This is a genomic window from Sphingomonas sp. CFBP 8760 (assembly GCF_014841615.1).
GTDB lineage: Bacteria > Pseudomonadota > Alphaproteobacteria > Sphingomonadales > Sphingomonadaceae > Sphingomonas.
In genome coordinates this window covers 67,144-90,469 of record NZ_JACYUG010000002.1, presented here as the reverse complement: position 1 = coordinate 90,469, position 23,326 = coordinate 67,144, and the positions used below count along the sequence as shown (strand labels likewise).

The following is a 23,326-nucleotide window of genomic DNA, read 5'->3' as shown; positions in this document are numbered from 1 at the left end:
CGGTGACCGCCGGGGGCTTTCCCGTCGTCCCGCCGCCGTCCGGCTTTTTATGGGGTGCGTTCCGCAAACGCCTCCCGCATGGAGAACCGATGCTCGTCATTCTGGCCCTGTCGTTCGTGGGAAGCTGCCTGTTGCCGTTCGTGGCCCGGATCATGGGGCGCGGCGCGGGGCTGGTCGTGGCGATCCTGCCGCTGGGGCTGCTGGCCGCGTTCGTCAGGATGGCGCCGGTGGTGGAGCGCGGCTGGGTGCAGGCCGAAACGCATCGCTGGGCACCGGCGGTCGGGCTGGACCTGACGCTGCGGCTGGATGGCTTCTCGTTCCTGTTCTGCCTGCTCATCACCGGCATCGGTGCGCTGGTGGTGGTGTATGCCGGCGGCTATCTGACGCTGAAGTCGCGGGCGCAGCGCGCGCGCTTCTTCACGCTGATCCTGTTGTTCATGACCGCGATGCTCGGCACCGTGCTGGCCGACAACCTGTTGCTGCTGGCGATCTTCTGGGAGGCGACGAGCATCCTGTCGTTCCTGCTGATCGGGTTCGACGGCCGCTCCGCCCGCGCCCGCCGCGCCGCGGTGATGGCATTGCAGGTGACGGCGGGCGGCGGCCTCGCGCTGCTGGCGGCGGTGGTGATGATCGGCCATGTGCTGGGCAGCTATTCGTTCAGCGGGGCGATCGATCGCGGGGCGGAACTGGTCGTCAGTCCGTGGGGCGCGCCGATCGTCGTCGCGGTGATGATCGCGGGCTTCACCAAATCGGCGCAGTTCCCGTTCCATTTCTGGCTGCCCAACGCGATGCAGGCGCCGACCCCCGCCTCCGCCTTCCTCCATTCGGCCACGATGGTGAAGCTGGGTATCTATCTGCTCGCCCGGTTCGAACCGACGATCGCCGCCACCGGCTGGGGCCGCACCGTGATGATCGTCGTCGCGTGCATCACGATGTTGGTCGCCGCGGTGCAGGCGCTGCGGGCCGAAAGCTTCAAGGCGGCGCTCGCCTTTTCCACCATGGCCTCGCTCGGCATCCTCGTGCTGCTGGTCGGGCTGGACGGGCCGACCGCGACGGTGGCGATGATCGGTTTCCTGCTGGCCCATGCGCTCTACAAGGCGGCCCTGTTCTTCTGCGCCGGCTCCGTCCTCCATGCCACCGGCGTCGGCTCGTTGCGCGCGCTGGGGGGGCTGGCGCGGCGGATGCCGATGACGGCGATCGCCTGCGCCGGCGCCAGCCTGTCGATGGCGGGCATCCCGCCCTTCTTCGGCTTCATCACCAAGGAATTCCTGTTCCAGGCGCAGATCGAGAGTAGCTGGGAAAGCGTGCCGATCGCGGTCGCGGTGCTGGTCAATGCGGTGATGGTCGGCGTCGCGGCGGTCGTCACGCTGAAGCCGTTCTTCCTGCGCCCGGCCGAACCGGTGAAGCTGGAGCATCGCGAAAGCTTTTCGCTGGGGATGCCGCCCCTGCTGCTGGCACTGGCGGGGCTGACGATCAGCCTCGATCCCGACTGGATCACCCGCGTCGCGGTCGGCCCCGCGGTCGCCGCCGTCTATCGCCGGCCGATCGAGGTCGATGTCGCGGTGTGGCACGGCGTCACGCCGATGCTGATGCTCAGCGGCCTCGTCGTGCTGGTGGGCGTGGCGATCGCGGTGTTCTGGCGGCGCATCCATCTGTACCTGCGCAGCCACGACCAGTTCGAGCGCTTCGGGATCGAGCGGATGTGGGAACGCTCGTTACGCCTGCTGCTGCGCACCAGCGCCGGGTTGGTCCGCTGGACCGAACATGGCGATCTGCGCATGGTGCTGGGCACCGCCATCGCCGCGATGATCGCGATCGTTGCGTGGTCGGTGGCGTCCGTTGGGGCGCCGTTTCATCTGCCGTCGGGCGATGCGCCGGTGCGGGTGGCGGACACGCTGGTCGCGCTGGCGGGCGTGGCGGGGGCGGTGGTGGCGGCGCGGGCGCGCAACCTGCTGGTCGCGATGCTGGCGGTGGGGCTGACCGGGTTCGCGGTGGCGATCACCTTCATGACGGGCGGTGCCCCCGATCTGGCGATCACCCAGTTCACCGTGGAGGCGCTGATCGTCGTGCTGCTGACCGCGCTGCTCGTCGTCCTGCCGCTCGATGCCCCGCGCACCCGCAGCGGCCGGCAGCGACTGGTCGACTGGGTGCTGGCCGGTTCGCTCGCGCTGCTGCTGCTGGTCGCGCTGGTCGATGTCGCCACGATCGGTCATGGCGCCGCCCCGTCCGATTTCTTCGCGCGGATGAGCTATGTCGCCGGCAAGGGGCATAACGTCGTCAACGTCATCCTCGTCGATTTCCGGGGCTTCGACACGCTGGGCGAAACCACGGTGATCGCCGCCGCCGCGCTGCTCGCCACCTCGCTGCTGGCGCGGCGCTCCGCGACGCCCCATGCCGGGGAGCCGGTGCGCGCGGTGCATTTCAGCTTCGCTGTCGCCGCCGCGCCGCTGTTCTGGCTGCTGCTCGCCGCCTCGGTCGTCATCCTGTGGCGCGGGCACGACCAGCCGGGCGGTGGCTTCGTCGGCGGGCTGGTCGCGGCGCTCGCCTTTGCGGTGCTGTCGCTGGCACGTGGCCCCGCTGCCGCCGGGCATAGCCTGCGCGTGTCGCCGCATACGCTGGTCGGCGTCGGGCTGGCCACCGCCCTGGTCAGCGGCCTGCCGGGGATGATCGGCGGTCGCCCCTATCTGACGCATCTGTGGTGGGAGCCCGCCGGCTTCCCGAAACTCAGTACGACGATGACGTTCGATCTCGGCGTCTATCTGGTCGTGCTGGGGGCGGTGCTGGCGTTCCTGTTCGGGTTGCAGCGGGAGGCGACACGATGACCCTGATCCAGGCGCTTGCCGCCGCCGCGATCGTCGCCTGTGCGCTGCACATGGTGTTGTCGCGCAACCTGATCCGTATCCTGCTGGGGCTGGCGTTGCTGTCGACCGGCATCAACCTGATGCTGTTCGTCGCGGGCGGCATCGCCAGTCGCCAGCCGCCGCTGATCCGCGAAGGGGCGACGGTACTGGAGGAATCCGCCGATCCGCTGGCCCAGGCGCTGATCCTGACCGCGATCGTCATCGGCTTCGCGCTGACCGTCATCCTCGCCGCGATCGTGCTGCGCGGCTGGCGGGCGACGCGCTCGCTCGATGCGCGTGCGCTCGGCGCGGTCGATCAACCGGCCGATCCCGATCCGGTGGAACCGGCATGACCGATTCGCTGCTGCTGATCGCCCCGGTCGGGCTGCCGCTGCTCGGTGCCGCCGTCGCGGTGCTGCTCCCCCATCGTCCGCGCGTCAGCGAGGGGTGGACCGGCCTCGTCGTCGCGCTCACCGCGCTGGCATCGATCGTGCTGTTCGTGCGGTCGATCGATGGCACCGGCCCGGCGATCGCCGTGTTCGGGGATTGGCCACGGGGGATCGGGGTCGGTTTCGCCGCGCGCCTGCCGGGGACGCTGCTGATCCTCGTCGTGGCACTCGTCGCCACGGCGGCGGCGATCTATGCACGCGCCGATATCGGCGATCGCCGGCGGCGGGCGGGGCATGATGCGCTGATGCTGGCGCTGGTCGGCGCGGTGAACGGTGCGCTGCTGACCACCGATCTGTTCAACCTGTATGTCTGGTTCGAACTGGCGCTGGTCGCCGCGCTCGGCCTCGTCACGATCGATCGCCGGCGCGAGCAGATCGGCGGCGCGATGCGCTATGCCGCGTTCGGGATGATCGCGGCGACCGCGATCCTTGCCGGCATCGGCCTCGTCTATGGCGCGACCGGCACGCTCGACATGGCGACGCTGGCGGCGATCCTGCCCGCCCGGCCGCCCTCGGTCGCGCTCGCCGTCGCCGGTGCGTTGATCCTCGGCGGCTTCGCGCTGAAATCGGGGCTGGCGCCGCTCCATGTCTGGCTGCCCGCCTCCTATGCCGCCGCGCCGCTGACGGTCGCCGCCGTCTTCGCCGCGCTGATGACCAAGATGGGCTTCTATGCGCTGATGCTGGTGATCGCGGGGGTGTTCGGCGCGGCGGCGGCCCAGTTGCTGCCGGTGCTCGCCCTGCTGGCGGCGGCGACGATGCTGCTGTGCGCGCTCGCCGCGCTGGCGCAGACCGACATGCGGCGCCTGATCGGCTATCACGTCGTCGCGCAGGTCGGCTACATGGCGGCGGGCGTATCGCTGGGGACGGCCGAAGGGCTGGCGGCCGCGACTTTCTACATGATGCATTCGATGATCGTGCAAGCCAACCTGTTCCTCGGCATCGGCGCGATCCGCCGGGCCAGCGGCAGCTGGGACCTGAAGCGGGCCGGCGGCATGATCCGGTCCGACCGGCTGTTCGTCGCGCTGTTCGCGGTGCCGATGCTGTCGCTGGCCGGCATCCCGCCGCTGTCGGGGTTCTGGGCGAAGCTGTTCGTGCTGCGTGCCGGGATCGCGGCGGGCATGGGCTGGCTGTCGCTGGTGGCGCTGGTCGCGGCGCTGCTCACGATCATCTCGGTCGCCAGCCTGTGGGTGGAGACGTGCTGGAAATCGCGGCCCGCCGATCGTGCCGCCCGGGATGTGCCGCCGGCGATGCTGGCCGGCATGGCGGTGCTGTCGGCGGCGACGCTGGCGATCGGCCTGTATCCCGAACCATGGTGGCGGGTCGCCGAACTCGCCGCCGCCACGCTGAAGGGGATGGGGGCATGACGGTGCTGCGCAAGGCCGTCGCGGTGCTGGCGCTGATCGTCGCGTTCCTGTGGGACCTGATCGTCTCGTCGTTGCGGGTCGCCGCCGTGGTGCTGCGACCGGCTGTCGCGACCCGGCCCGCGATTCTGGTGATGGAGACGGACCTGCGCCGGCCATGGGCGGTCGCGCTGTTCGCCTATCTCACCTCGCTGACGCCGGGATCGACCTGCCTGCACGTATCCGGTGACCGTCGCCGGCTGTACCTGCACCTGCTCGACACGCCCGATCATGCGGCGACGATCGCGCGGTTCCGTCGCCTCTACGAACGCTGGGTCGCGGAGCTGGAGGCATGAGCAATATCGATCTTCCCGCCGTCGCCGCGCTACTGGCGGTGGTGCTGTGCGTGGCGCTGGCGCTGGCCGGCTGGCGGATGCTGCGCGGGCCGACGATCGCGGACCGGTTCGTCGCGTTCGACATGCTGACCGCGGTCGCGGTCGCCTTCTCGGCGCTGACCGCGGTGGCAACGGGGCGCAGCGCTTTCCTCGACGTGGCGCTGGTGCTGGCGCTGGTCAATTTCGTCGCCACCGCCGCCTTCGCCCTCTTTCTCGAACGCAAGGGCAGGGGATGACCACACTCGCCGGGATCGTGCTGATGACGCTGGGCGTCGGCTTCCTGCTGGTCGCCGCGATCGGCCTCGTCCGCCTGCCCGATGCGCTGCAACGGATGCACAGCGCCACCAAGGCCGGCACGCTGGGCACCGCGCTCGTCATCCTGGGCGCGATGCTGCTGGGGGAGGTGGCCCGGCCGTCGACCGGGCTGCTGACCATCCTGTTCCTGCTCGTCACGCTGCCGTTCGGCGCGCAGCTGCTCGGCCGGGCCGCCTATCTGTCGGGCACGCCGCTGACGGGGATCGGGGACGATCCGCTTGGTCCGGAGATGGACATGGAGGCGGATCGTCCCGAAGACGTGATTACCAGTTCACCCCCAGCCGGGCGTACAGATACCGGCCGTTGAACCCGAACGGCGAGTAATAGGGGAAGCCGAGCGTACCGGTGCTGTTGTTCGCCGGGATCGTGCGGTCGGGATACACGTCGAACACGTTGCTGACGCCGATGCCGATGTTCGCCCCCTTGGTCGCGGCATAGCGAAGTTCCAGATCGGTGATCGCGTGCTTGCCGGTATGCACGTCCGCCGCCGGGGTGGTGCCGGGCTGGTTCACGTCGCCATAATAGGTCACGCGGGCCAGCGCCCCCAGCCGGTCGAGCGACCAGTCGATCGTCCCCGTCACCTTCTGCTGCGGCGTGCCGTCTTCCAGCGACAGGATCCGGCTGCGCGCGAACAGCGTCGGCGCGGGGTTCAGCGTCGCGGTGGAGGTCGGCACCCGCGTCACCTTCACGTCGTTGATGTTGCCCGCCACGGTGAAGTCGAACGCGCCCGCCGCCTCGGTCCGCAGGCGGTAGTGCGCGACCACGTCGACGCCCTTGGTCGTGCTCGCCAGCCCGTTGATGAAGAAGCGCGCGGCCGTCACGCCGGACGGCGCGAGCAGCGCCGCGACCTGCGGGCTGAAGCTGGCGTTCAGGTTTTCCGACAGGCCGATCTGGTTGCGGATGCGGATGCGATAGGCATCGACCGTCAGGTCGAACCCGCCCGCGCGCACCACCGCGCCGGCCGAGAAGTTGGTCGACTTCTCCGCCTCCAGCTGCAACCCGCCAAGCCCGGTGCCGAGCGGCGAGGTCGACGGCGTCGTGATCGTCAGCACCGGCACGCCGTTCTGCACCACCGACGCGGTCGAGGTGAAGAACTGCTGCTGGAGCGATGGCGCCCGGAAGCCGGTGGAGGCGGTGCCGCGCAGCGCCAGCCACGGCGCGATGTCGTAGCGCAGCGAGGCCTTGCCCGTCGCGGTCGAGCCGAAATCGGAATAATCCTCGACGCGTCCGGCCAGCCCGACCAGCAGCTTGTCGGTCACCTGCGCTTCCAGATCGACATAGGCGCTGGCGTTGCGGCGCGATCGCTCCAGCTCGTTGTCCGCGCTGAAGCCGGGGAAGCCTTGCGCCCCCGCCGACACCCGGCTGACCGGGCGGGAATTGGGCTCACCCGCCTCGATCTTGTAGCCCTCGCGCCGGCCCTCGACGCCGAACGCGACGTTGAGCGACTGGAACACGTCGAACTTCCGCGTCACGTCCAGCCCCGCGATCCACTGGTCATAGATCAGCCGCCCGGCATAGAAATCCCGCTGCGATGCGTTGCCCGCCGCGAAATTGGCGGAATTCAGGGTGTTGAAGGAAATGAGGTTTCGGCCGTAACTCACGCTGAGATCGGCATTCCACCCGCCGAAATCGCCCCGCAGGCCGGTCGCGGCGTTGATATCCTTCGACTTGGTGTTGATGATCGGCAGGAAGCCATTGGGATATAACGTATTTACGTTGTATCCGTTGGTCACGCCGGGCAGGCGGGGAAAGGCGGCGCTCTTGGTGTCACGGTCCTGATAGCCGCCAAACGCGTAGAGACTGACCGTGTCGGTCAGCGAGGTGCCGGCGTTCACGTAACCGGTATACTGGGTGACGGCGGGGTCGCCGTACCGCCCGGTGATGCGCCGTGGATTGACCCGCGTGTCGATATCGGCCCGGTTGGTCGGCTGGCGCTTCATGTACTCGCCGGACACGGTGACGAAGCCGTCGCTGCCGAACCCGATGCCCTGCCAGGCGGAGGCGGTGACGGCATGTTCGCCCGTCACGTGCCGGCTGTTGTTGGCGGTATCGACCTGCGTGTCGTAGAAACCGTAATTCACCTGGGCGCCGCCACCCGACCGGGCCTCGCGCAGGCGCAGGTTGACGACGCCGGCGATCGCATCCGATCCGTATTGCGCCGACGCGCCGTCGCGCAGCACCTCGATCCGGTCGAGCGCCACGGTCGGGATGGTGTTCAGGTCGACCGCCGCCGATCCGCGCCCGACCGTGCCGTTGGTGTTGAGCAGCGCCGCGGTATGGCCACGGATACCGTTGATCAGCACCAGCGTCTGGTCCGGCGACAGGCCGCGCAGCGTCGCGGGGCGGATCGCGTCGGTGCCGTCATTGGCGGCGGGGCGCGGGAAATCGATCGACGGCGCCACGGCGGCCAGCGCGGTCGCCAGTTCGGTCGTGCCCTGGCGTTGCAGGCTCGCCCCGCTCAGCACATCGACCGGCGAGGCGCTGTCCAGCCGACTGCGACCGGCGACGCGGGTGCCGGTCACGACGATATCGTCGCCCTCGTTCGCCGTCGTCGCGGCATCGGCCACCGGCGCGGCCTGTGCCGCTTCTGTCTGTGCCGCTCCCGTCTGTGCGCCGTCCTGCGTGGCGGGCGTTGGGGATACGGGCGCCTGCGCCGCGAGTGCCGCCGCCGTGGCTGCCGTCAGCAGCAGTTCACCGATCATCATGGCCAAACCCTTTATCGTCCTGCCGCGTCGTCGGCATCGGGGCGGCGCTGTAGGACAGCACCAAGGCCGTTTCGTGGTAGAAATACTTGCACGGGCCGACAGGGCGGTTTGCGGACCCATGGTCGCCGCGCCCGCGTTACTCTTCCCTAGTTCGTCAGATCGGGACCATCCGCATGACCAGATACGCCATCGCTGCTCTATTGATGCTTGCCGCCTGCGGATCGTCCGAGGACAGCACGGGCAACGGCGCGGAGGAGGAAGCTGCTGTCGCGCCCATCGAGCAGACCCCGGCCAACCTGTATGCGGACCCCGGCAACATGATCGTGCCACTCGATCCCCCCGGCAACGCCGCCGCTCCCGCCGTCCTGCCGACGCCGGCGCCGTCGCCGGTCGCCGCGATCCCCATGGCTTTTCGGGGCCGCTGGGGGATCGGGCTGGCGGACTGCGACGCCACGCGCGACGATGCCAAGGGGTTGATGACCGTCACCGCCGATACGCTGCGCTTCTGGGAATCCCGGGCGACGCTGGCGGAGGCACGTATCGAGGGGGCGACGACGCTGGTCGCCACCCTGTCGTTCAGGGGCGAAGGCCAGACGTGGCGCGAATCGACGCGGATGGTGCTACAGGACGACGGCCGTTCGCTGGTGCGCGACAGCGCTGGAGACGGGCAGGGCGGCGGTCAGGGTGCCACGACGCATTATACTCGCTGCCCGGCCTGAACAGGGTCCCGAAACCGCGCCTATAATAGCCATATCCGCATCCCCGATCCGGCATATCCTATGACCCGCGCTGTGTGTCATTGGTTGACACACAGAGGGATTTTTGCCATGCTATCATGATGGTCATTCAACGTCTGTCGCGTAACATCTCGCTCACACCAGAGCTGGGAGCGTTCATCGACGAACAGCTTGCCGCCGGCGAATATGGCAATGCCAGCGAGGTGGTTCGTACCGCGTTGAAATTGCTGCGGGATCAGGGCGGGCAGCTTGTGCCGGCCCCCGCGACGGCCGCATTCTCCGGCGAATGGCCGATCGGCGGCGGCGAATGCGGCGCGCTGATTCGCGCTTGCGACTGGAGCGCGACCTCGCTCGGTCCGGTCGATCGGTGGCCGGCCGAATTGCGCAGCGCCGTGACCAACATCGTCAACTCCCCGATCGCCAAGGTGCTGATGTGGGGGCCGGATCATCTGCTGCTCTACAACGACGCCTATAGCGCGATCGCGGGCGACCGGCATCCCGTCGCGCTCGGCAAACCGGTGGCGACGATGTTTCCGGAGGTGTGGGAATGGAACCGCACCGTGCTGGCGGCCGCTGAACGGGGCGAAGCCGTCTCGCATCACGACCAGCCGATCACCTTCCATCGCGCCACCGGTCGCGAAACGCTGGACCTCGATCTGTTCTATACGCCCGTCTATGCCGCCAACGGACAGGTGGGCGGCGTGATGTGTACCGTCGTCGACAATAGCGGGCGGTTGCGGGCGGAACGTCGCGTCGCGGCGAGCGAGGCGCAGTTGCGCGCCGTCACCGATGCGGTGCCGATGCTGGTCGCCTATGTCGATCGCGATCACGTCTATCGCTTCGCCAACGGCGCCTATCGCGACCTGTTGGGCATCGATCCGGCGACGATGATCGGTCGCACGATTCGCGATGCGGTGGGCGAGGAATTCTATGCCAACCGCCGGCCCTCGATCGATCGCGCGCTGGCGGGCGAAACCCTGGAAAGCGAAGCGATCATCCCGCGCCTCGACGGCAGCGCGCGGCGGTTCGAGTTGCGCTACATTCCCGACATCGCGGCCGGCGGCACGATCGCCGGTTGCTACGTCTTGGGCATCGACATCGAGGAGCGCGCCGCGCGCGAGGCGGCGCTGACGGTCAGCAACGCCCGTTTCCGTACTGCGATGGATGCCGTCCACGGCGTGCTGTGGACCAACACCCCCGATGGCCGGATGCTGGGCGAACAGCCGGGCTGGGCGCAGCTGACCGGGCAGTCGCCAGGCGACTATCAGGGGTTCGGCTGGGCCGATGCCGTCCATCCCGATGATGGCGCCGCCACCCTCGCGGCGTGGAACGCGGCGGTCGCCAGCCGGTCGATGTTCGTCCATGAACATCGCGTCCGTCGCCATTGCGGAACGTGGCGGACCTTTGCCATCCGGGCGCTGCCGATCATCGGCGACGATGGCGATATCCTCGAATGGGTCGGCGTCCATACCGACATCACCCATCGCCGCGCCGCGGAGGCGGCGTTGCGCGAACAGGCCGAGCACCTGTCCCGGCAGGTCCGCCACCGCGAACGCGCCGAGCAGCAGCTGCGACACCTGAACGACAATCTGGAAGCGCGGGTGATCGCCGAGATCGAAAGCCGCCGCCAGACCGAGATGAAGCTGGCGCAGGCGCAGAAGATGGAAACGGTCGGCAAGCTGACCGGCGGTGTCGCGCATGATTTCAACAACCTGTTGCAGGTCGTGTCGGGCAATCTGCAATTGCTCGCGCGTGACGTCGCCGGCAACGACCGGGCGGAACGGCGCGTCGCCAACGCGATGGCCGGCGTGTCGCGCGGATCGAAGCTGGCGTCGCAACTGCTCGCCTTCGGCCGGCGGCAGGCGCTGGAGCCGAAGGTCGTCAACGTCACCCGCTTCGTCAACGGCATGGACGATATGCTGCGCCGCGCGATCGGCGAGGGGGTGGAGGTCGAGACGATCGTCGGCGGCGGCCTGTGGAACACCTTCATCGATCCGGCGCAGATCGAGAACGCTCTGCTCAACCTGGCGATCAACGCGCGCGACGCGATGGAGGGGCAGGGCAGGCTGACGATCGAACTGGGCAATGCCCATCTCGACGATGCCTATGCCCGCACCCATGACGAGGTGATGCCCGGCCAGTATGTGATGCTCGCCGTATCCGACACCGGCAGCGGCATGGCGCCGGAGATCATCGACAAGGTGTTCGAACCCTTCTTCTCGACCAAGGGCGAGGGCAAGGGATCGGGGCTTGGCCTGTCGATGGTCTATGGCTTCGTCAAGCAGTCGGGCGGCCATGTTAAGATCTATTCCGAGGTTGGGCACGGCACTACCATCCGTCTCTATCTGCCGCGCGCGATGCAGAGCGAGGATGTCGAGGTGCAGGTCGATCACGGCCCGATCACCGGCGGCAGTGAAACCGTGCTGGTGGTGGAGGACGACGCGGAGGTGCGCGCCATCGTCGTCGAGATGCTGACCGATCTCGGCTACCGCGTGCTGAAGGCGGTGGACGCGACGAGCGCGCTCAGCGTCGTCGAAAGCGGCATTCCGATCGACATGCTGTTCACCGACGTCGTGATGCCCGGCACGCTGAAAAGCCCCGAGCTGGCGCGCAAGGCGCGTGAGCGGTTGCCAGATATCGCGGTGCTGTTCACCTCCGGCTATACCGAGAACTCGATCGTCCATGGCGGCCGGCTCGATGCCGGGGTCGAACTCCTGTCGAAACCCTACACGCGTGAGGCGCTGGCGCGGAAGTTCCGCCACGTCTTGGGCAACCGGGGCCAGCGCCAGCTTGCCGCCCTGTCCCAAACCAGCCTGTCCCAAACCAGCCTGTCCCGCACCGCCGCTCCCGTCGCGGCCGAAACCGTGGCACCGTCGCGCGGGATCAGCGTGCTGCTGGTCGAGGATGACGAGATGATCCGCGCCAGCACCGCCGAAATCCTGATCGAACAGGGCTTCACGGTACTCGATGCCGCCAGCGCGGAGGCGGCGATGACGCTGCTGCGCGCGAATTCGATCGACGTGCTGGTCACCGATGTGAACCTGCCCGGCCTGTCCGGCCCGGAATTTGCGGACCGCGCCCGCACGCTGCGTCCGGACCTGGGGATCGTGTTCGCCACGGGCGATACCGCGGCGGTGCTGGCGGAGGCGGAGGCGGTGATGCTCGCCAAGCCCTATGGTGCCGATGTGCTGGTCCGGGCGGTCAATTCGGCGATGGCGCGCCGCCCGCAGTCGCCGGTCGCCCCGCTGGTGATGCCTGCCTGACCGGGAACGTGATGGATTTGTCATGATCCGGTCACCCCGCGGATGGCCGGCCGCCGGTAGAGGGGGGCCACCAGATCGCGAGATCGGCGCTTTAACTCCCGGAAGCGTCGTAGGGGCCGGCGGAAGGCACGACCTTCCGCCGGCTTTCCCTTTTCGGGTTGTCGGGATAGGACGATGCCGGTGAGCGTGATGCGATGAGCCGCAAGATCCTGATCGTCGAGGACGACGCCTCCACGGCCGCGTATCTGGCCAAGGGACTGGCCGAAAACGGCTATGCGGTCGAGATCGCGGGCGATGGCCGCGACGGCCTGTTCCTGGCGAGCGAGGGGGTGTTCGACCTGATCGTCGCCGATCGCATGTTGCCGGGGCTCGACGGCCTGTCGATGGTCGGGGCGCTGCGGGCAGCGAAGGTGGCGACACCGGTGCTGGTCCTGTCCGCGCTCGCCTCGGTCGACGATCGCGTCGACGGGCTTCGCGCCGGTGCCGACGACTATCTCTGCAAGCCCTTCTCCTTCGCCGAACTGTCCGCCCGGATCGAGGCGCTGGTCCGCCGTGCCGATCGTGCCGCCACCGAACCCCAGAAGACCCGCCTGTCGGTCGGCGATCTGGAGATCGATCTGCTCGCCCGCCACGTCACCCGCGCCGGCCGGCCGATCGCGCTGGGCGGGCGCGAGTTCAACCTGCTCGAATTCCTCGCCCGTCATGCCGGGCAGGTCGTCACCCGCACGATGATGCTGGAGAAGATCTGGAACTATCATTTCGATCCCGGTTCCAACGTCGTCGACGTGCATATCGGCCGCCTGCGCCGCAAGCTGGAGGACGGGTTCGGTTCGCCGATCCTCCACACCGTGCGCGGTGCCGGCTATCGCCTCGCCGCCGACGGCTAGGGGCGCTCGTCGCGCATGAGGCTGTCGGTCACCGCGCGCATCGCGCTGCTGGCGATCGCGCTGGCGCTGGTGTCGAACCTCGTCCTCGTCGGGTTCGTCTGGAAATGGACGCATGACGATGCGATCGCCGCGACCCGTCGCGAGATGACCGAACAGTCCGATGCGCTGCTGGCGATCTGGCGGCGCGAGGGGTTGCGGCCCCTTGCCGACGCGGTGCGCGACGCGAGGCCGCCGGGCGATGTGTCGCTGGTCGTCGCCATCCTCGATGGGCGCGGCCGCCGGCTGGCCGGCTATGCGCCGCCACGGGTCACGGTGCCGCTGCACGCCACCGCCTTCCACGTCGCGCATCTCGCCGACACGGGGTCGTGGGGGCAGCATGATACCGGCTATATCCTGCGGCCGATCGGCCGGAACTGGCTGCTGACCGGCCGCACGCTCGACGTGATCGAGGCGGAACAGCGCGCGATCGAAGGCGCGCTGGCGCTGGCGGTCACGCTGTCGCTGGCGCTCGGCATCGGCGCCGGCCTCGTCCTCGCCCGCTATGTCGGCGCGCGGCTCAACCGGATCGCCGGGGTGATCGAGGCGGCGGGGGAGGGTGATCTGTCCCGCCGGGTCGAGATGGTGGCGGGCGGCGTCGATTCGTTCGACCGGCTGGCGGCGCGGCTGAACGCGATGCTGGGCAAGGTGGAACGGCTGATGGCCGAACTCCGCGTCGTCACCGACAGTCTGGCGCATGACCTGCGCTCCCCCCTCGCCCGGTTGCGGACCAAGGCGGAACAGGCGGTGGTGGCCGGCGATCCCACCACGCGCGATGCGATGCTGGGCGGGCTGCTCGCGGAAACCGATCTGGTGATGCGGATGCTGACGATGGTGATCGAGATCAGCCGGTCCGAATCCGTGTCGCGCGACCGGTTCACGCTGGTCGATCCCGCCGCGCTGGTCGAGGAGATCGCCGACCTCTACGGCCCCGTCGCCGAGGAGGCGGGCCTCAGCTTCACGGTCAGGGTCGATCCCGGCCTGCGACCGGTACGGCTGCACCGCGAACTCGTCAGCCAGGCGATCACCAACCTGATCGACAACGCGCTGAAGCACGGCGCCGGCGGCGGGGCGGTGATGCTGCGGGCCGGTGCCGCCCCGGGTGCGATCACCATCCAGGTCGAGGATCGCGGCCCCGGTATCGCCGCCGCCGACCGGGCGCACGCGCTGCGCCGGTTCGGCCGTCTCGATACCGCCCGCACCACGCCCGGCGCCGGGCTGGGCATGACCCTGATCGAGGCGGTCGCGCGCCTGCACGACGGACGGCTGGAACTGGATGACAATTCGCCCGGTCTGATCGCCCGTCTGCTCCTGCCGGTTTGAGGGAATATTCACTTCTATCGCGTAGAACCAAATGGTCAGCGAGGTTGCCATGGTTCCCCCCACCTTCACGATCGACACCGATCCCGCGCGGGAATTCCTGCATCTCACGCTGACAGGCGACTGGGATCAGCCGACCGCCGAGCGGTTCGGGCTGGAAGTGACGAAGGCGATCCGGGGCATGATCGCGGCAGGCGCGCGGCCGGGCCATTTCCTGACGCTGCTCGACATGAGCCGCAAGAACATCCTGCCGCAGAACGTCGCCGCCGAGTTCGCCAAGATGATTCGCCCCGATTCGCCGTCGAAGCGGATCGCGATGGTCGTGTCGGGTGCCGTGCATCGCATTCAGGCGAAGCGGATCGGCAACGAGGATCGGCGCCGCTGCTTCGATACGGAGGCCGAGGCACGGGGATGGTTGTTCACGCCCGATGATGCGGTGCCATCGCCCGCCGCGGAAGGCTGATCGGGCGTCCGGGCACGCAACTCCGGGCTTCCTCCGTGCATTGTTGCCGGTCATGGACGCCCTGACCGCCTTCGGCCTGTTCGCCGTCACCTTTATGCTGATCTGCTATGTGCTGGAGGATCGCGCGCCGTTCTGGACGTTGCTGTTCGCGATCGGCTGTCTGATGGGATCGGCCTATGGCTTCCTGCAGGGGGCATGGCCGTTCGGGGCGGTGGAACTGATCTGGTTCGTAGTGGCGCTGCGCCGCTGGACCATGCTCCGCCGCGCCGCGCGGGCCGGGCTGGTCCATCCGCTGGCCGCCGCCGGATCGGAACCCGCTGCTTGACTTGATGTTTCACGCCCCCTAACGACGTTCTACCCCGAGCCACCGGCTGCCGGCGTCGCATTTTTGCGCACGTCGCATTTGTGCGTTTCGCATCGGTGGGGCGGATCAACGCGTCGAGATAGCGATCGTGCGGCCATGCCGATCGCTGTGGAGCTAGGAGAAACATTCCATGGCACGTATTGCGGGTGTCAACATCCCGACCAACAAGCGCGTGGTTATCGCGCTGACCTATATTCACGGCATCGGCCCTGCCAACGCCAAGAAGATCACCGAGAAGCTGGCGATTGCGCCGGAACGTCGCGTTCAGGACCTGACCGATCAGGAGGTTCTCCAGATCCGTGAAGCGATCGACGCCGATTACAGCGTCGAGGGCGATCTGCGCCGCACGACCGCGATGAACATCAAGCGTCTGATGGACCTCGCCTGCTATCGTGGCCTGCGCCACCGTCGCGGCCTGCCGGTCCGCGGTCAGCGCACGCACACCAACGCGCGCACCCGCAAGGGCAAGGCGAAGCCGATCGCGGGCAAGAAGAAGTAAGAAGAACGTCCGGGGGACGTTTTTCACTTCTTCTCCGTCGGAGACAGGTCCGGGGCAGACGGCCTCCCTGTCTCCGTACCACGATTTCAAGGTCAGGAATTTCCAACAATGGCACGTGAACCGCAGCGCATTCGTCGTCGCGAGCGCAAGAACATCACCGCCGGCGTCGCGCATGTGAACGCCAGCTTCAACAACACCATGATCACGATCACCGACGCGCAGGGCAATGCGATCTCGTGGTCGTCGGCCGGCATGATGGGCTTCAAGGGCTCGCGCAAGTCGACGCCGTACGCCGCGCAGGTCGCTGCCGAAGACGCCGGCAAGAAGGCCGCCGAACACGGCGTCCGCACGATCGAGGTCGAGGTCAAGGGTCCGGGTTCGGGTCGCGAGTCGGCGCTGCGCGCGCTGCAGGCGGTCGGTTTCCAGATCACGTCGATCCGGGACGTCACGTCGATCCCGCATAACGGCGTTCGTCCGTCCAAGCGTCGCCGCGTCTGATTTCGGGCTCGCCGGCTGACGAGCCGGCGTCCTTTTACTATCCGAGGCCGGCGCCCCCCGGCCTCCAACCCAGGGGAACCCCGTGGCTGTCAACGCAAAGAACTGGCAGGAACTCAAAAAGCCGAACGGCCTGGAGAAGAAGGGCGGTGACGGCAAGCGGAAGGCGACCTTCGTGGCCGAGCCGCTGGAGCGTGGCTTCGGCCTGACGCTCGGCAACGCGCTGCGCCGCGTGCTCCTCTCCTCGCTTCAGGGCGCCGCCGTCACCTCGATCAAGATCGAGAACGTGCTGCATGAGTTCTCGTCGCTCGCCGGCGTCCGTGAGGACGTGACGGACATCGTCCTCAACGTGAAGCAGATCGCGATCCGGATGCAGGGCGAAGGCCCGAAGCGTCTCCAGCTGGCGGCCACCGGCCCCGGCGAGGTGAAGGCCGGCGATATCGCCGTGTCCGGCGATATCGAGGTGATGAACAAGGATCTGGTGATCTGTCATCTCGACGAAGGTGCGACGCTCAACATGGAGCTGACCGCCGATGTGGGGAAGGGCTATGTCCCCGCCTCCGCCAACCGTCCGGCCGACGCCCCGATCGGGCTGATCCCGATCGATGCGCTCTACTCGCCGGTACGTCAGGTGTCGTACAAGGTCGACCCGACCCGCGTCGGACAGGACCTCGATTACGACAAGCTGACGCTGACGATCGAGACCGACGGCACCGTCACCCCGGAAGACGCGGTGGGCTATGCCGGCCGCATCCTCCAGGACCAGCTGGCGCTGTTCGTCCACTTCGACGATTCGTCGATGACCCGTCCGGCCCCCACGGGTCAGGTCGCGGCACCGGCTGCCGGCGCGGAGCCTGCGGGCGACACGCAGCAGATCAACCGTTACCTGCTCAAGAAGGTCGACGAGCTCGAACTGTCGGTCCGCTCGGCCAACTGCCTCAAGAACGACAACATCATCTATATCGGTGATCTGGTCGGCAAGACCGAGGCGGAAATGCTGCGCACCCCGAACTTCGGCCGCAAGTCCTTGAACGAGATCAAGGAAGTGCTGTCGTCGATGGGTCTGCGCCTCGGCATGGAAATCCCGGGCTGGCCGCCCGAGAACATCGAAGAGATGGCCAAGAAGCTTGAGCAGGAAATCATGGGCTGAGCCGCATCGGGATAGCGAACGCTATCCCGATGACGGCGCCAGCCCGGCCGGCGGGTCAGTTTGGCTGACCCGTTCGACGTGAGGCACGGGCTTTGCCCGGGTCCGGCCCACAGCGAAAAGTCCCGGTTCGGGTGAAATACCCCCTGTAGGACGTGACTTTCGTGACTTTCCGCCGGCTTCTCTGCCGGCACGGGTTATCGGCGGTGGCCCTTTTTTCTCACCGCCTGCTCCGGGGTTTCCGTCAAACGGCCCCTGAACGAACGAAGAAGGACATACATCATGCGTCATCGCGTCGGCGGCCGTAAGCTGCAACGTACCTCGGCCCACCGGATCGCCCTGTTCCGGAACATGGCGGCCGCGCTCATCAAGCACGAGCAGATCACCACCACCGTCGCCAAGGCGAAGGAGCTTCGCCCCTATGTCGAGAAGCTGGTGACGCTGGCGAAGAAGGGTGGCCTGTCCAACCGTCGTCTCGCCCATGCCCGCCTGCTGGACGATGCGCAGCTGGTGAAGCTGTTCGACGTGATCGCGTCGCGCTATGCTGATCGCAACGGCGGCTACACCCGCATCATCAAGACCGGCCCGCGCCAGTCGGACGCCTCGCCGATGGCGATCATCGAGTTCGTCGATCGCGACGTCTCGGCCAAGGGTCAGGATTCCGGCCCGGTGGTCCAGGACGACGAGGATTACAACGAAGCGGCGTGATCGCCTGCTGATCGGTTTCCGGAAGGCCGCATTCCCCTTGGGGAGTGCGGCCTTCTTGCGTGAGAGCCCGTCGCGGCAATGTTGCCCCGCCGGCCGGGCTTGGCCCCGGCCCGCTTCGCGGCTAGGGCCGCGCCATGGAACACCCCGACAGCATCCTCATCGTCGATTTCGGCAGCCAGGTGACGCAGCTGATCGCGCGTCGCGTCCGCGAGGCGGGCGTCTATAGCGAGATCGCCCCCTTCCAGTCCGCCGCCGACGCCTATGCCCGCATCCGGCCGAAGGGCATCATCCTGTCCGGCGGCCCCGCCTCCGTCCTCGACGAGGGCAGTCCGCGCATTCCCGATGCGATCCTGGAAAGCGGCCTGCCGATCATGGGCATCTGCTACGGCCAGCAGGCGCTGATCCAGCAACTCGGTGGTCGGGTCGAGAAGGGGATGGGGGGCGAGTTCGGCGAGGCGTTCGTCGCGGTCGATGCCCCTTGCGCGCTGTTCGACGGCCTGTGGGCCGAAGGCGACCGGCATCAGGTATGGATGAGCCACGGCGATCACGTGGCCGAACTCGCCCCCGGCTTCCGCCCCGTCGCTTCCAGCCGCGGCGCGCCGTTCGCGATCATCGCCGACGACGATCGCCGCATCTATGCGATGCAGTTCCACCCGGAGGTCGTCCACACCCCGGACGGCGCGAAGCTGATCGCCAACTTCGTCCGCCACGTCTGCGGTCTCGCCGGCGACTGGACGATGGCCGAGTTCCGCGCCGCCAAGATCGCGGAGATCCGCGAACAGGTCGGCGCGTCGAAGGTGATCTGCGGTCTGTCCGGCGGGGTCGACTCGTCGGTCGCCGCGCTGCTGATCCACGAGGCGATCGGCGACCAGCTCACCTGCGTGTTCGTCGATGGCGGCATCCTGCGGGCCGGGGAGGCCGAGCAGGTCGTCGGCCTGTTCCGTGGCCACTACAATATCCCGCTCGTCCATGTGCAGGCGCAGGACCTGTTCATGGATGGCCTTGCCGGCGTCACCGATCCGGAGGCGAAGCGCAAGTTCATCGGCAAGACCTTCATCGACGTGTTCGAGGCGGAGGCGAAGAAGATCGGCGGCGCCGACTTCCTCGCGCAGGGCACGCTCTATCCCGACGTGATCGAAAGCGTCAGCTTCACCGGCGGGCCATCGGTGACGATCAAGAGCCACCACAATGTTGGCGGCCTGCCCGAACGCATGAACATGAAGCTGGTCGAACCCTTGCGCGAACTGTTTAAGGACGAGGTCCGCGTGCTGGGTCGCGAACTGGGTCTGCCCGACGTGTTCGTCGGCCGTCATCCCTTCCCCGGACCTGGCCTCGCGATCCGTATCCCCGGCGAGGTGACGCGCGAACGCTGCGATATCCTGCGCAAGGCGGATGCGATCTATCTGGAGGAAATCCGCGCCGCCGGCCTCTACGATGCGATCTGGCAGGCGTTCGCCGTGCTGCTGCCGGTCCGCACCGTCGGGGTGATGGGCGATGCCCGTACCTATGATTACGTCCTGGCGCTCAGGGCGGTAACCTCGGTCGACGGGATGACGGCGCAGGCGTTTTCCTTCCCCGGCGACTTCCTGCCGCGCGTCGCGACCCGGATCATCAACGAGGTGAAGGGCGTCAATCGCGTCACCTATGATTATACCTCCAAGCCCCCCGGCACGATCGAGTGGGAATGACGCGCGACGCCTAGGGCAGCGGCATCATCCGGTGGAAAGCGGCGGTCACCGCCTCGCTGCTCACCGGCTTCACCAGAACCGTGGTCGATGGATCGTCGGGGTCGCAGTCATGGGGGCTGGCGGTGATGAAGATCACCGGCATCGGCCCCAGTTCCTCATGGATACGCCGCACGGCAGCCGGGCCGAGACCGTCCACCAACCGCACGTCGGAGGTGATGAGCTGCGGCGGATGTTCGTGCGCGGCGATCACCGCCTCGTCCTCGGTCACGGCGAATGAGAAGGACGTCGCGCCGATTTCGCTGAGCATCATTTCGATGTTCATGGCGACCAGCGGCTCGTCCTCGATAATCAGAACGTGGCACACCCGCGTCGTCTCCCTTGATCCAGGTTACTTTAACGGGTGATGACGCGGATCGGTCCCCCGTCATTCGCGGAAAGCGTGCGACTTGGCGGCGAACGCCATTTCGGTTAACGGAGGCGCCTTATGGCCAGCCGTCCGCAAACGCTCTACGAGAAGATCTGGGATGCGCATGTCGTCGAACGTCGCGACGACGGCACCTGCCTTCTGTATATCGACCGCCACCTCGTCCACGAGGTTACCAGCCCGCAGGCGTTCGAGGGGCTGCGTGTCGCCGGTCGTCGCGTCCGCCGGCCCGAACTGACGCTGGCGGTACCCGACCATAATCTGCCCACGACCCCGCGTCTGGGCGCCGATGGCCGGCTGCTGCCGATCGCCGATCGCGAAAGCGCGGCCCAGCTGGAGGCGTTGCGCCGCAACACCGCCGAATTCGGCATCGACTATATCGATGCCACCGCGGCGGAGCAGGGGATCGTCCATGTCGTCGGCCCCGAACTGGGGTTCACCCTGCCGGGCACCACGCTGGTCTGCGGCGACAGCCACACCTCCGCGCACGGCGCGCTCGGCGCACTGGCGTTCGGGATCGGCACGTCGGAGGTCGAGCATGTCCTCGCCACCCAGACGCTGCAACTGACGCGATCGAAGACGATGGAGATCCGCGTCGACGGCACGCTTGGCTACGGCGTGTCGGCCAAGGACGTGATCCTCGCGATCATCGGCCGCATCGGCGCGGCGGGCGGCACCGGCTATGTCGTCGAATATACCGGCGCGGTGATCCGTGCCCTGTCGGTCGAGGGGCGGCTGACCATCGCCAACATGTCGATCGAGGGTGGCGCGCGCGCCGGCCTGATCGCCCCGGACGAGACGACCTTCGCCTATCTGAAGGGGCGGCCGATGGCGCCGGCGGGGGCGGAATGGGATCGTGCGGTCGACTGGTGGCGGACGCTGCCCACCGATGCCGGCGCGCGCTACGACCGGACGGTGACGCTGGACGCCACCGACATCGCCCCCTCGCTCACCTGGGGAACCAGTCCGGAAGACGTGGTGCCGATCACCGGCGTCGTCCCCGATCCCGACAGCTTCGCCGATCCCGCCAAGCGCGACGCCGCGCGCAAGTCGCTCGATTACATGGGGCTGGCACCCGGTACGCGGATGCAGGACGTCGGCGTCGGCCATGTCTTCATCGGCAGCTGCACCAACAGCCGGATCGAGGACCTGCGCGCGGCCGCCTCGGTCGCCAACGGTCGCCGTGTCGCCGACGGTGTGCGCGCGATGGTCGTGCCGGGGTCCGGGCTGGTGAAGCGGCAGGCGGAGGCGGAGGGGCTCGACCGCATCTTCGTGGACGCCGGCTTCGAATGGCGCGAACCGGGCTGTTCGATGTGCCTGGCGATGAACCCGGACAAGGTGCCACCGGGCGAACGCTGCGCCTCCACGTCCAACCGCAATTTCGTCGGGCGACAGGGACCCGGTGCTCGCACCCACCTGTTGTCGCCGGCAATGGCGGCGGCGGCGGCGGTGACCGGCCGGCTGGCGGATGTCCGCGATCTGATGGGGAACGACGCATGAAGAAGATACTCGTGATGCTGGTCGCCGGTGCGGTCCTGAGCGGCGTCGCCGCCTACAGCGCCAGCGTGGCGAAACCTGTGGCGCAGGCGCGGGGGGAATAGTGGAGGCGGTCACCACGGTTGCCGGCACCGCCTATCCCTGGGGCGCCAAGAACGTCGATACCGACGTCATCATCCCCGCGCACTGGCTGAAGACGATCGCCCGCTCGGGTCTGGGCCGTGGCGCGTTCGAGACGGTGCGGGCGGTGCCGGGCAACATCTTCGACGATCCCCGCTATGCCGGCGCGCCGGTGCTGATCGCGGGCGACAATTTCGGCTGCGGGTCGAGCCGCGAACATGCCGCCTGGGCGCTGGCCGACATGGGTATCCGTGCGGTGATCGCACCCAGCTTTTCCGACATCTTTTCAGGCAATGCCTTCAAGAACGGCATCATCCCCGTCGTGCTGCCGCAGGAAGCGGTCGACCGGCTGGTCGAGGTGGCCAGGGACCAGCCCGTCACCGTCGATCTGGAAACGATGACGGTCACCACCCCCTATCAGGACCGCTTCGCCTTCGAACTCGACCCGTTCCGTCGCCAGTGCCTGATGGAAGGGCTGGACGAGATCGGCCTGACACTGGCAAGAGATACCGCGATTTCGAAATTCGAGGGAGCGATGGCCGAACATCGCCCCTGGGTCGAGGGGAGACGCGGATATGAAGGCATTGCTGTCGAGGGCGCCGGGCGGACCTGAAACTCTGGAACTGGCCGACGCGCCCGATCCGGTGCCCGCGCCGGGGCAGGTCGTGGTCGCCGTGCGCGCCTGCGCGATCAACTATCCCGATGTCCTCATCATCGAGGACAAATACCAGTTCAAGCCGCCGCGCCCCTTCGCGCCGGGTGGCGAGGTGGCGGGCATCGTCGACAGCGTCGGCGACGGGGTGACCGGCTGGCAACCCGGCGACCGGGTGATCGGCATGGTCGGCCATGGCGGGCTGGCGGAAAAGGTCGCGGTCGATGCGGCCCGCCTCTATCGCCTGCCCGAAGGCCGCGATTTCGCCGAGGGCGCGTCGCTGATCCTGACCTATGCCACCACCATCCATGCGCTGCTCGACCGTGGCCGGCTGGCGGCGGGGCAGAGCCTGCTGGTGCTGGGCGCGGCCGGCGGCGTCGGGCTGGCGGCGATCGAACTGGGCAAGGCGTTCGGTGCCCGCGTCGTCGCGGCCGTCTCCTCGGATGAAAAGGCCGCCGCCGCGATGGCGGCCGGGGCGGACGAGGCGATCGTCTATCCGCGCGCGCCGTTCGATCGCGACCAGTCCAGGGCGCTGGCCGACCGGTTCAAGGCGGCCGGGGGCAAGGCGGGGTTCGATGTGATCTACGATCCGGTCGGCGGCGATTATGCCGAACCGGCGCTGCGATCGATCGGCTGGGAAGGGCGGTATCTGGTCGTCGGCTTCCCGGCCGGCATTCCGAAACTGCCGCTCAACCTGACGCTGCTGAAAAGCTGCGATGTCTGCGGGGTGTTCTGGGGCGCCTTCGCCGCGCGCGATCCGGCGGCCAACGCTGCGCATGTCGATCACCTGTTCCGCCTGTGGGCCGATGGCCGTATCGGCCCCCGCGTCACCGGCCGGTACCCGCTGGCCGACGGGGGCAGGGCGATCGCGCAGATCGCCTCGCGCGGCGCGATCGGCAAGCTGGTGGTGGAAGTCTAGGACGCGCGCCGCCCGCTATGTTGCGCCGCCGTATCGCTGCGCCTATCTCCGCAGCAGCAATGA

At 68.0% G+C, this 23,326-nt stretch carries 22 protein-coding genes; 20 read left to right on the top strand and 2 right to left on the bottom strand.

Going from position 1 to position 23,326, the window contains the following annotated elements; translation table 11 throughout:
* Positions 1-89 precede the first annotated feature (89 nt).
* Genes mbhE through mnhG form a run of 6 tightly spaced genes read left to right on the top strand, consistent with a single transcriptional unit; the run spans position 90 to position 5,646 of the window.
* Positions 90-2,822, top strand: a complete 2,733-nt coding sequence (mbhE, locus tag IFT82_RS03315) for a hydrogen gas-evolving membrane-bound hydrogenase subunit E (protein ID WP_192124530.1) — start codon at positions 90-92, stop codon at positions 2,820-2,822.
* Positions 2,819-3,193: a sodium:proton antiporter gene (locus IFT82_RS03310; RefSeq protein WP_192124528.1), complete on the top strand. Its 375-nt coding sequence runs from the start codon at positions 2,819-2,821 to the stop codon at positions 3,191-3,193. Before mbhE ends, IFT82_RS03310 begins: the two co-directional genes overlap by 4 nt.
* Entirely contained in the window at positions 3,190-4,653 is a 1,464-nt protein-coding gene (locus IFT82_RS03305; RefSeq protein WP_192124526.1) for a proton-conducting transporter transmembrane domain-containing protein, read from the top strand. The genes IFT82_RS03310 and IFT82_RS03305 overlap by 4 nt, the downstream gene beginning before the upstream one ends.
* Entirely contained in the window at positions 4,650-4,985 is a 336-nt protein-coding gene (locus IFT82_RS03300; RefSeq protein ID WP_192124524.1) for a Na+/H+ antiporter subunit E, read from the top strand. The genes IFT82_RS03305 and IFT82_RS03300 overlap by 4 nt, the downstream gene beginning before the upstream one ends.
* Positions 4,982-5,260, top strand: a complete 279-nt coding sequence (locus IFT82_RS03295; RefSeq protein WP_192124522.1) for a monovalent cation/H+ antiporter complex subunit F — start codon at positions 4,982-4,984, stop codon at positions 5,258-5,260. Before IFT82_RS03300 ends, IFT82_RS03295 begins: the two co-directional genes overlap by 4 nt.
* Positions 5,257-5,646 (top strand): monovalent cation/H(+) antiporter subunit G, encoded by a 390-nt coding sequence (gene mnhG / locus IFT82_RS03290; protein ID WP_192124520.1) that lies wholly within the window; start codon positions 5,257-5,259, stop codon positions 5,644-5,646. Before IFT82_RS03295 ends, mnhG begins: the two co-directional genes overlap by 4 nt.
* Here the strand turns inward: mnhG and IFT82_RS03285 are convergent.
* On the bottom strand, positions 5,603-8,044 hold the full coding sequence (locus IFT82_RS03285) for a TonB-dependent receptor plug domain-containing protein (protein WP_192124518.1): 2,442 nt from the start codon (positions 8,042-8,044) through the stop codon (positions 5,603-5,605). The genes mnhG and IFT82_RS03285 overlap by 44 nt on opposite strands.
* A gap of 173 nt (positions 8,045-8,217) precedes the next feature.
* Between IFT82_RS03285 and IFT82_RS03280 the strand changes: the two genes are divergently transcribed.
* The 11 genes from IFT82_RS03280 (at position 8,218) to guaA (ending at position 19,651) form a co-directional block, all read left to right on the top strand.
* Positions 8,218-8,763 (top strand): hypothetical protein, encoded by a 546-nt coding sequence (locus IFT82_RS03280; protein ID WP_192124516.1) that lies wholly within the window; start codon positions 8,218-8,220, stop codon positions 8,761-8,763.
* 116 nt (positions 8,764-8,879) lie between these two features.
* Positions 8,880-12,044, top strand: coding sequence for a type II toxin-antitoxin system ParD family antitoxin (locus tag IFT82_RS03275; RefSeq protein ID WP_199860307.1), 3,165 nt, complete (start codon positions 8,880-8,882; stop codon positions 12,042-12,044).
* A gap of 194 nt (positions 12,045-12,238) precedes the next feature.
* Positions 12,239-12,931 carry a winged helix-turn-helix domain-containing protein gene (locus tag IFT82_RS03270; RefSeq protein ID WP_192124514.1) on the top strand — a complete coding sequence of 231 codons (693 nt, stop codon included), beginning with the start codon at positions 12,239-12,241 and terminating at the stop codon, positions 12,929-12,931.
* A gap of 15 nt (positions 12,932-12,946) precedes the next feature.
* Positions 12,947-14,290 (top strand): sensor histidine kinase, encoded by a 1,344-nt coding sequence (locus tag IFT82_RS03265; protein WP_192124512.1) that lies wholly within the window; start codon positions 12,947-12,949, stop codon positions 14,288-14,290.
* 49 nt (positions 14,291-14,339) lie between these two features.
* Entirely contained in the window at positions 14,340-14,750 is a 411-nt protein-coding gene (locus tag IFT82_RS03260) for a hypothetical protein (protein ID WP_192124510.1), read from the top strand.
* 52 nt (positions 14,751-14,802) lie between these two features.
* Positions 14,803-15,075: a hypothetical protein gene (locus IFT82_RS03255; protein ID WP_192124508.1), complete on the top strand. Its 273-nt coding sequence runs from the start codon at positions 14,803-14,805 to the stop codon at positions 15,073-15,075.
* Positions 15,076-15,244: 169 nt separating this feature from the next.
* Positions 15,245-15,613 carry a 30S ribosomal protein S13 gene (gene rpsM / locus IFT82_RS03250; RefSeq protein WP_192124506.1) on the top strand — a complete coding sequence of 123 codons (369 nt, stop codon included), beginning with the start codon at positions 15,245-15,247 and terminating at the stop codon, positions 15,611-15,613.
* A gap of 108 nt (positions 15,614-15,721) precedes the next feature.
* On the top strand, positions 15,722-16,111 hold the full coding sequence (rpsK, locus tag IFT82_RS03245; RefSeq protein ID WP_192124504.1) for a 30S ribosomal protein S11: 390 nt from the start codon (positions 15,722-15,724) through the stop codon (positions 16,109-16,111).
* 82 nt (positions 16,112-16,193) lie between these two features.
* Positions 16,194-17,258: a DNA-directed RNA polymerase subunit alpha gene (locus IFT82_RS03240; protein ID WP_192124501.1), complete on the top strand. Its 1,065-nt coding sequence runs from the start codon at positions 16,194-16,196 to the stop codon at positions 17,256-17,258.
* A 279-nt stretch (positions 17,259-17,537) separates the two neighbouring features.
* A complete protein-coding gene (gene rplQ / locus IFT82_RS03235) occupies positions 17,538-17,963 on the top strand; it encodes a 50S ribosomal protein L17 (RefSeq protein WP_192124499.1) in 426 nt (141 codons plus the stop codon).
* Between the two features lie 134 nt (positions 17,964-18,097).
* Positions 18,098-19,651: a glutamine-hydrolyzing GMP synthase gene (gene guaA / locus IFT82_RS03230; protein WP_192124497.1), complete on the top strand. Its 1,554-nt coding sequence runs from the start codon at positions 18,098-18,100 to the stop codon at positions 19,649-19,651.
* 10 nt (positions 19,652-19,661) lie between these two features.
* Here guaA and IFT82_RS03225 read toward each other — a convergent pair whose 3' ends face one another.
* Positions 19,662-20,015, bottom strand: coding sequence for a response regulator (locus IFT82_RS03225; RefSeq protein ID WP_192124495.1), 354 nt, complete (start codon positions 20,013-20,015; stop codon positions 19,662-19,664).
* A gap of 120 nt (positions 20,016-20,135) precedes the next feature.
* Between IFT82_RS03225 and leuC the strand changes: the two genes are divergently transcribed.
* From leuC to IFT82_RS03210, 3 genes are all read left to right on the top strand, one after another.
* The gene (gene leuC, locus IFT82_RS03220) at positions 20,136-21,575 is read left to right on the top strand and encodes a 3-isopropylmalate dehydratase large subunit (protein WP_192124493.1); all 1,440 of its coding nucleotides are present in this window, start codon (positions 20,136-20,138) and stop codon (positions 21,573-21,575) included.
* Between the two features lie 100 nt (positions 21,576-21,675).
* On the top strand, positions 21,676-22,305 hold the full coding sequence (gene leuD / locus IFT82_RS03215) for a 3-isopropylmalate dehydratase small subunit (protein ID WP_192124491.1): 630 nt from the start codon (positions 21,676-21,678) through the stop codon (positions 22,303-22,305).
* The gene (locus tag IFT82_RS03210) at positions 22,268-23,263 is read left to right on the top strand and encodes an NADPH:quinone oxidoreductase family protein (RefSeq protein ID WP_192124489.1); all 996 of its coding nucleotides are present in this window, start codon (positions 22,268-22,270) and stop codon (positions 23,261-23,263) included. Before leuD ends, IFT82_RS03210 begins: the two co-directional genes overlap by 38 nt.
* Positions 23,264-23,326 lie beyond the last annotated feature (63 nt).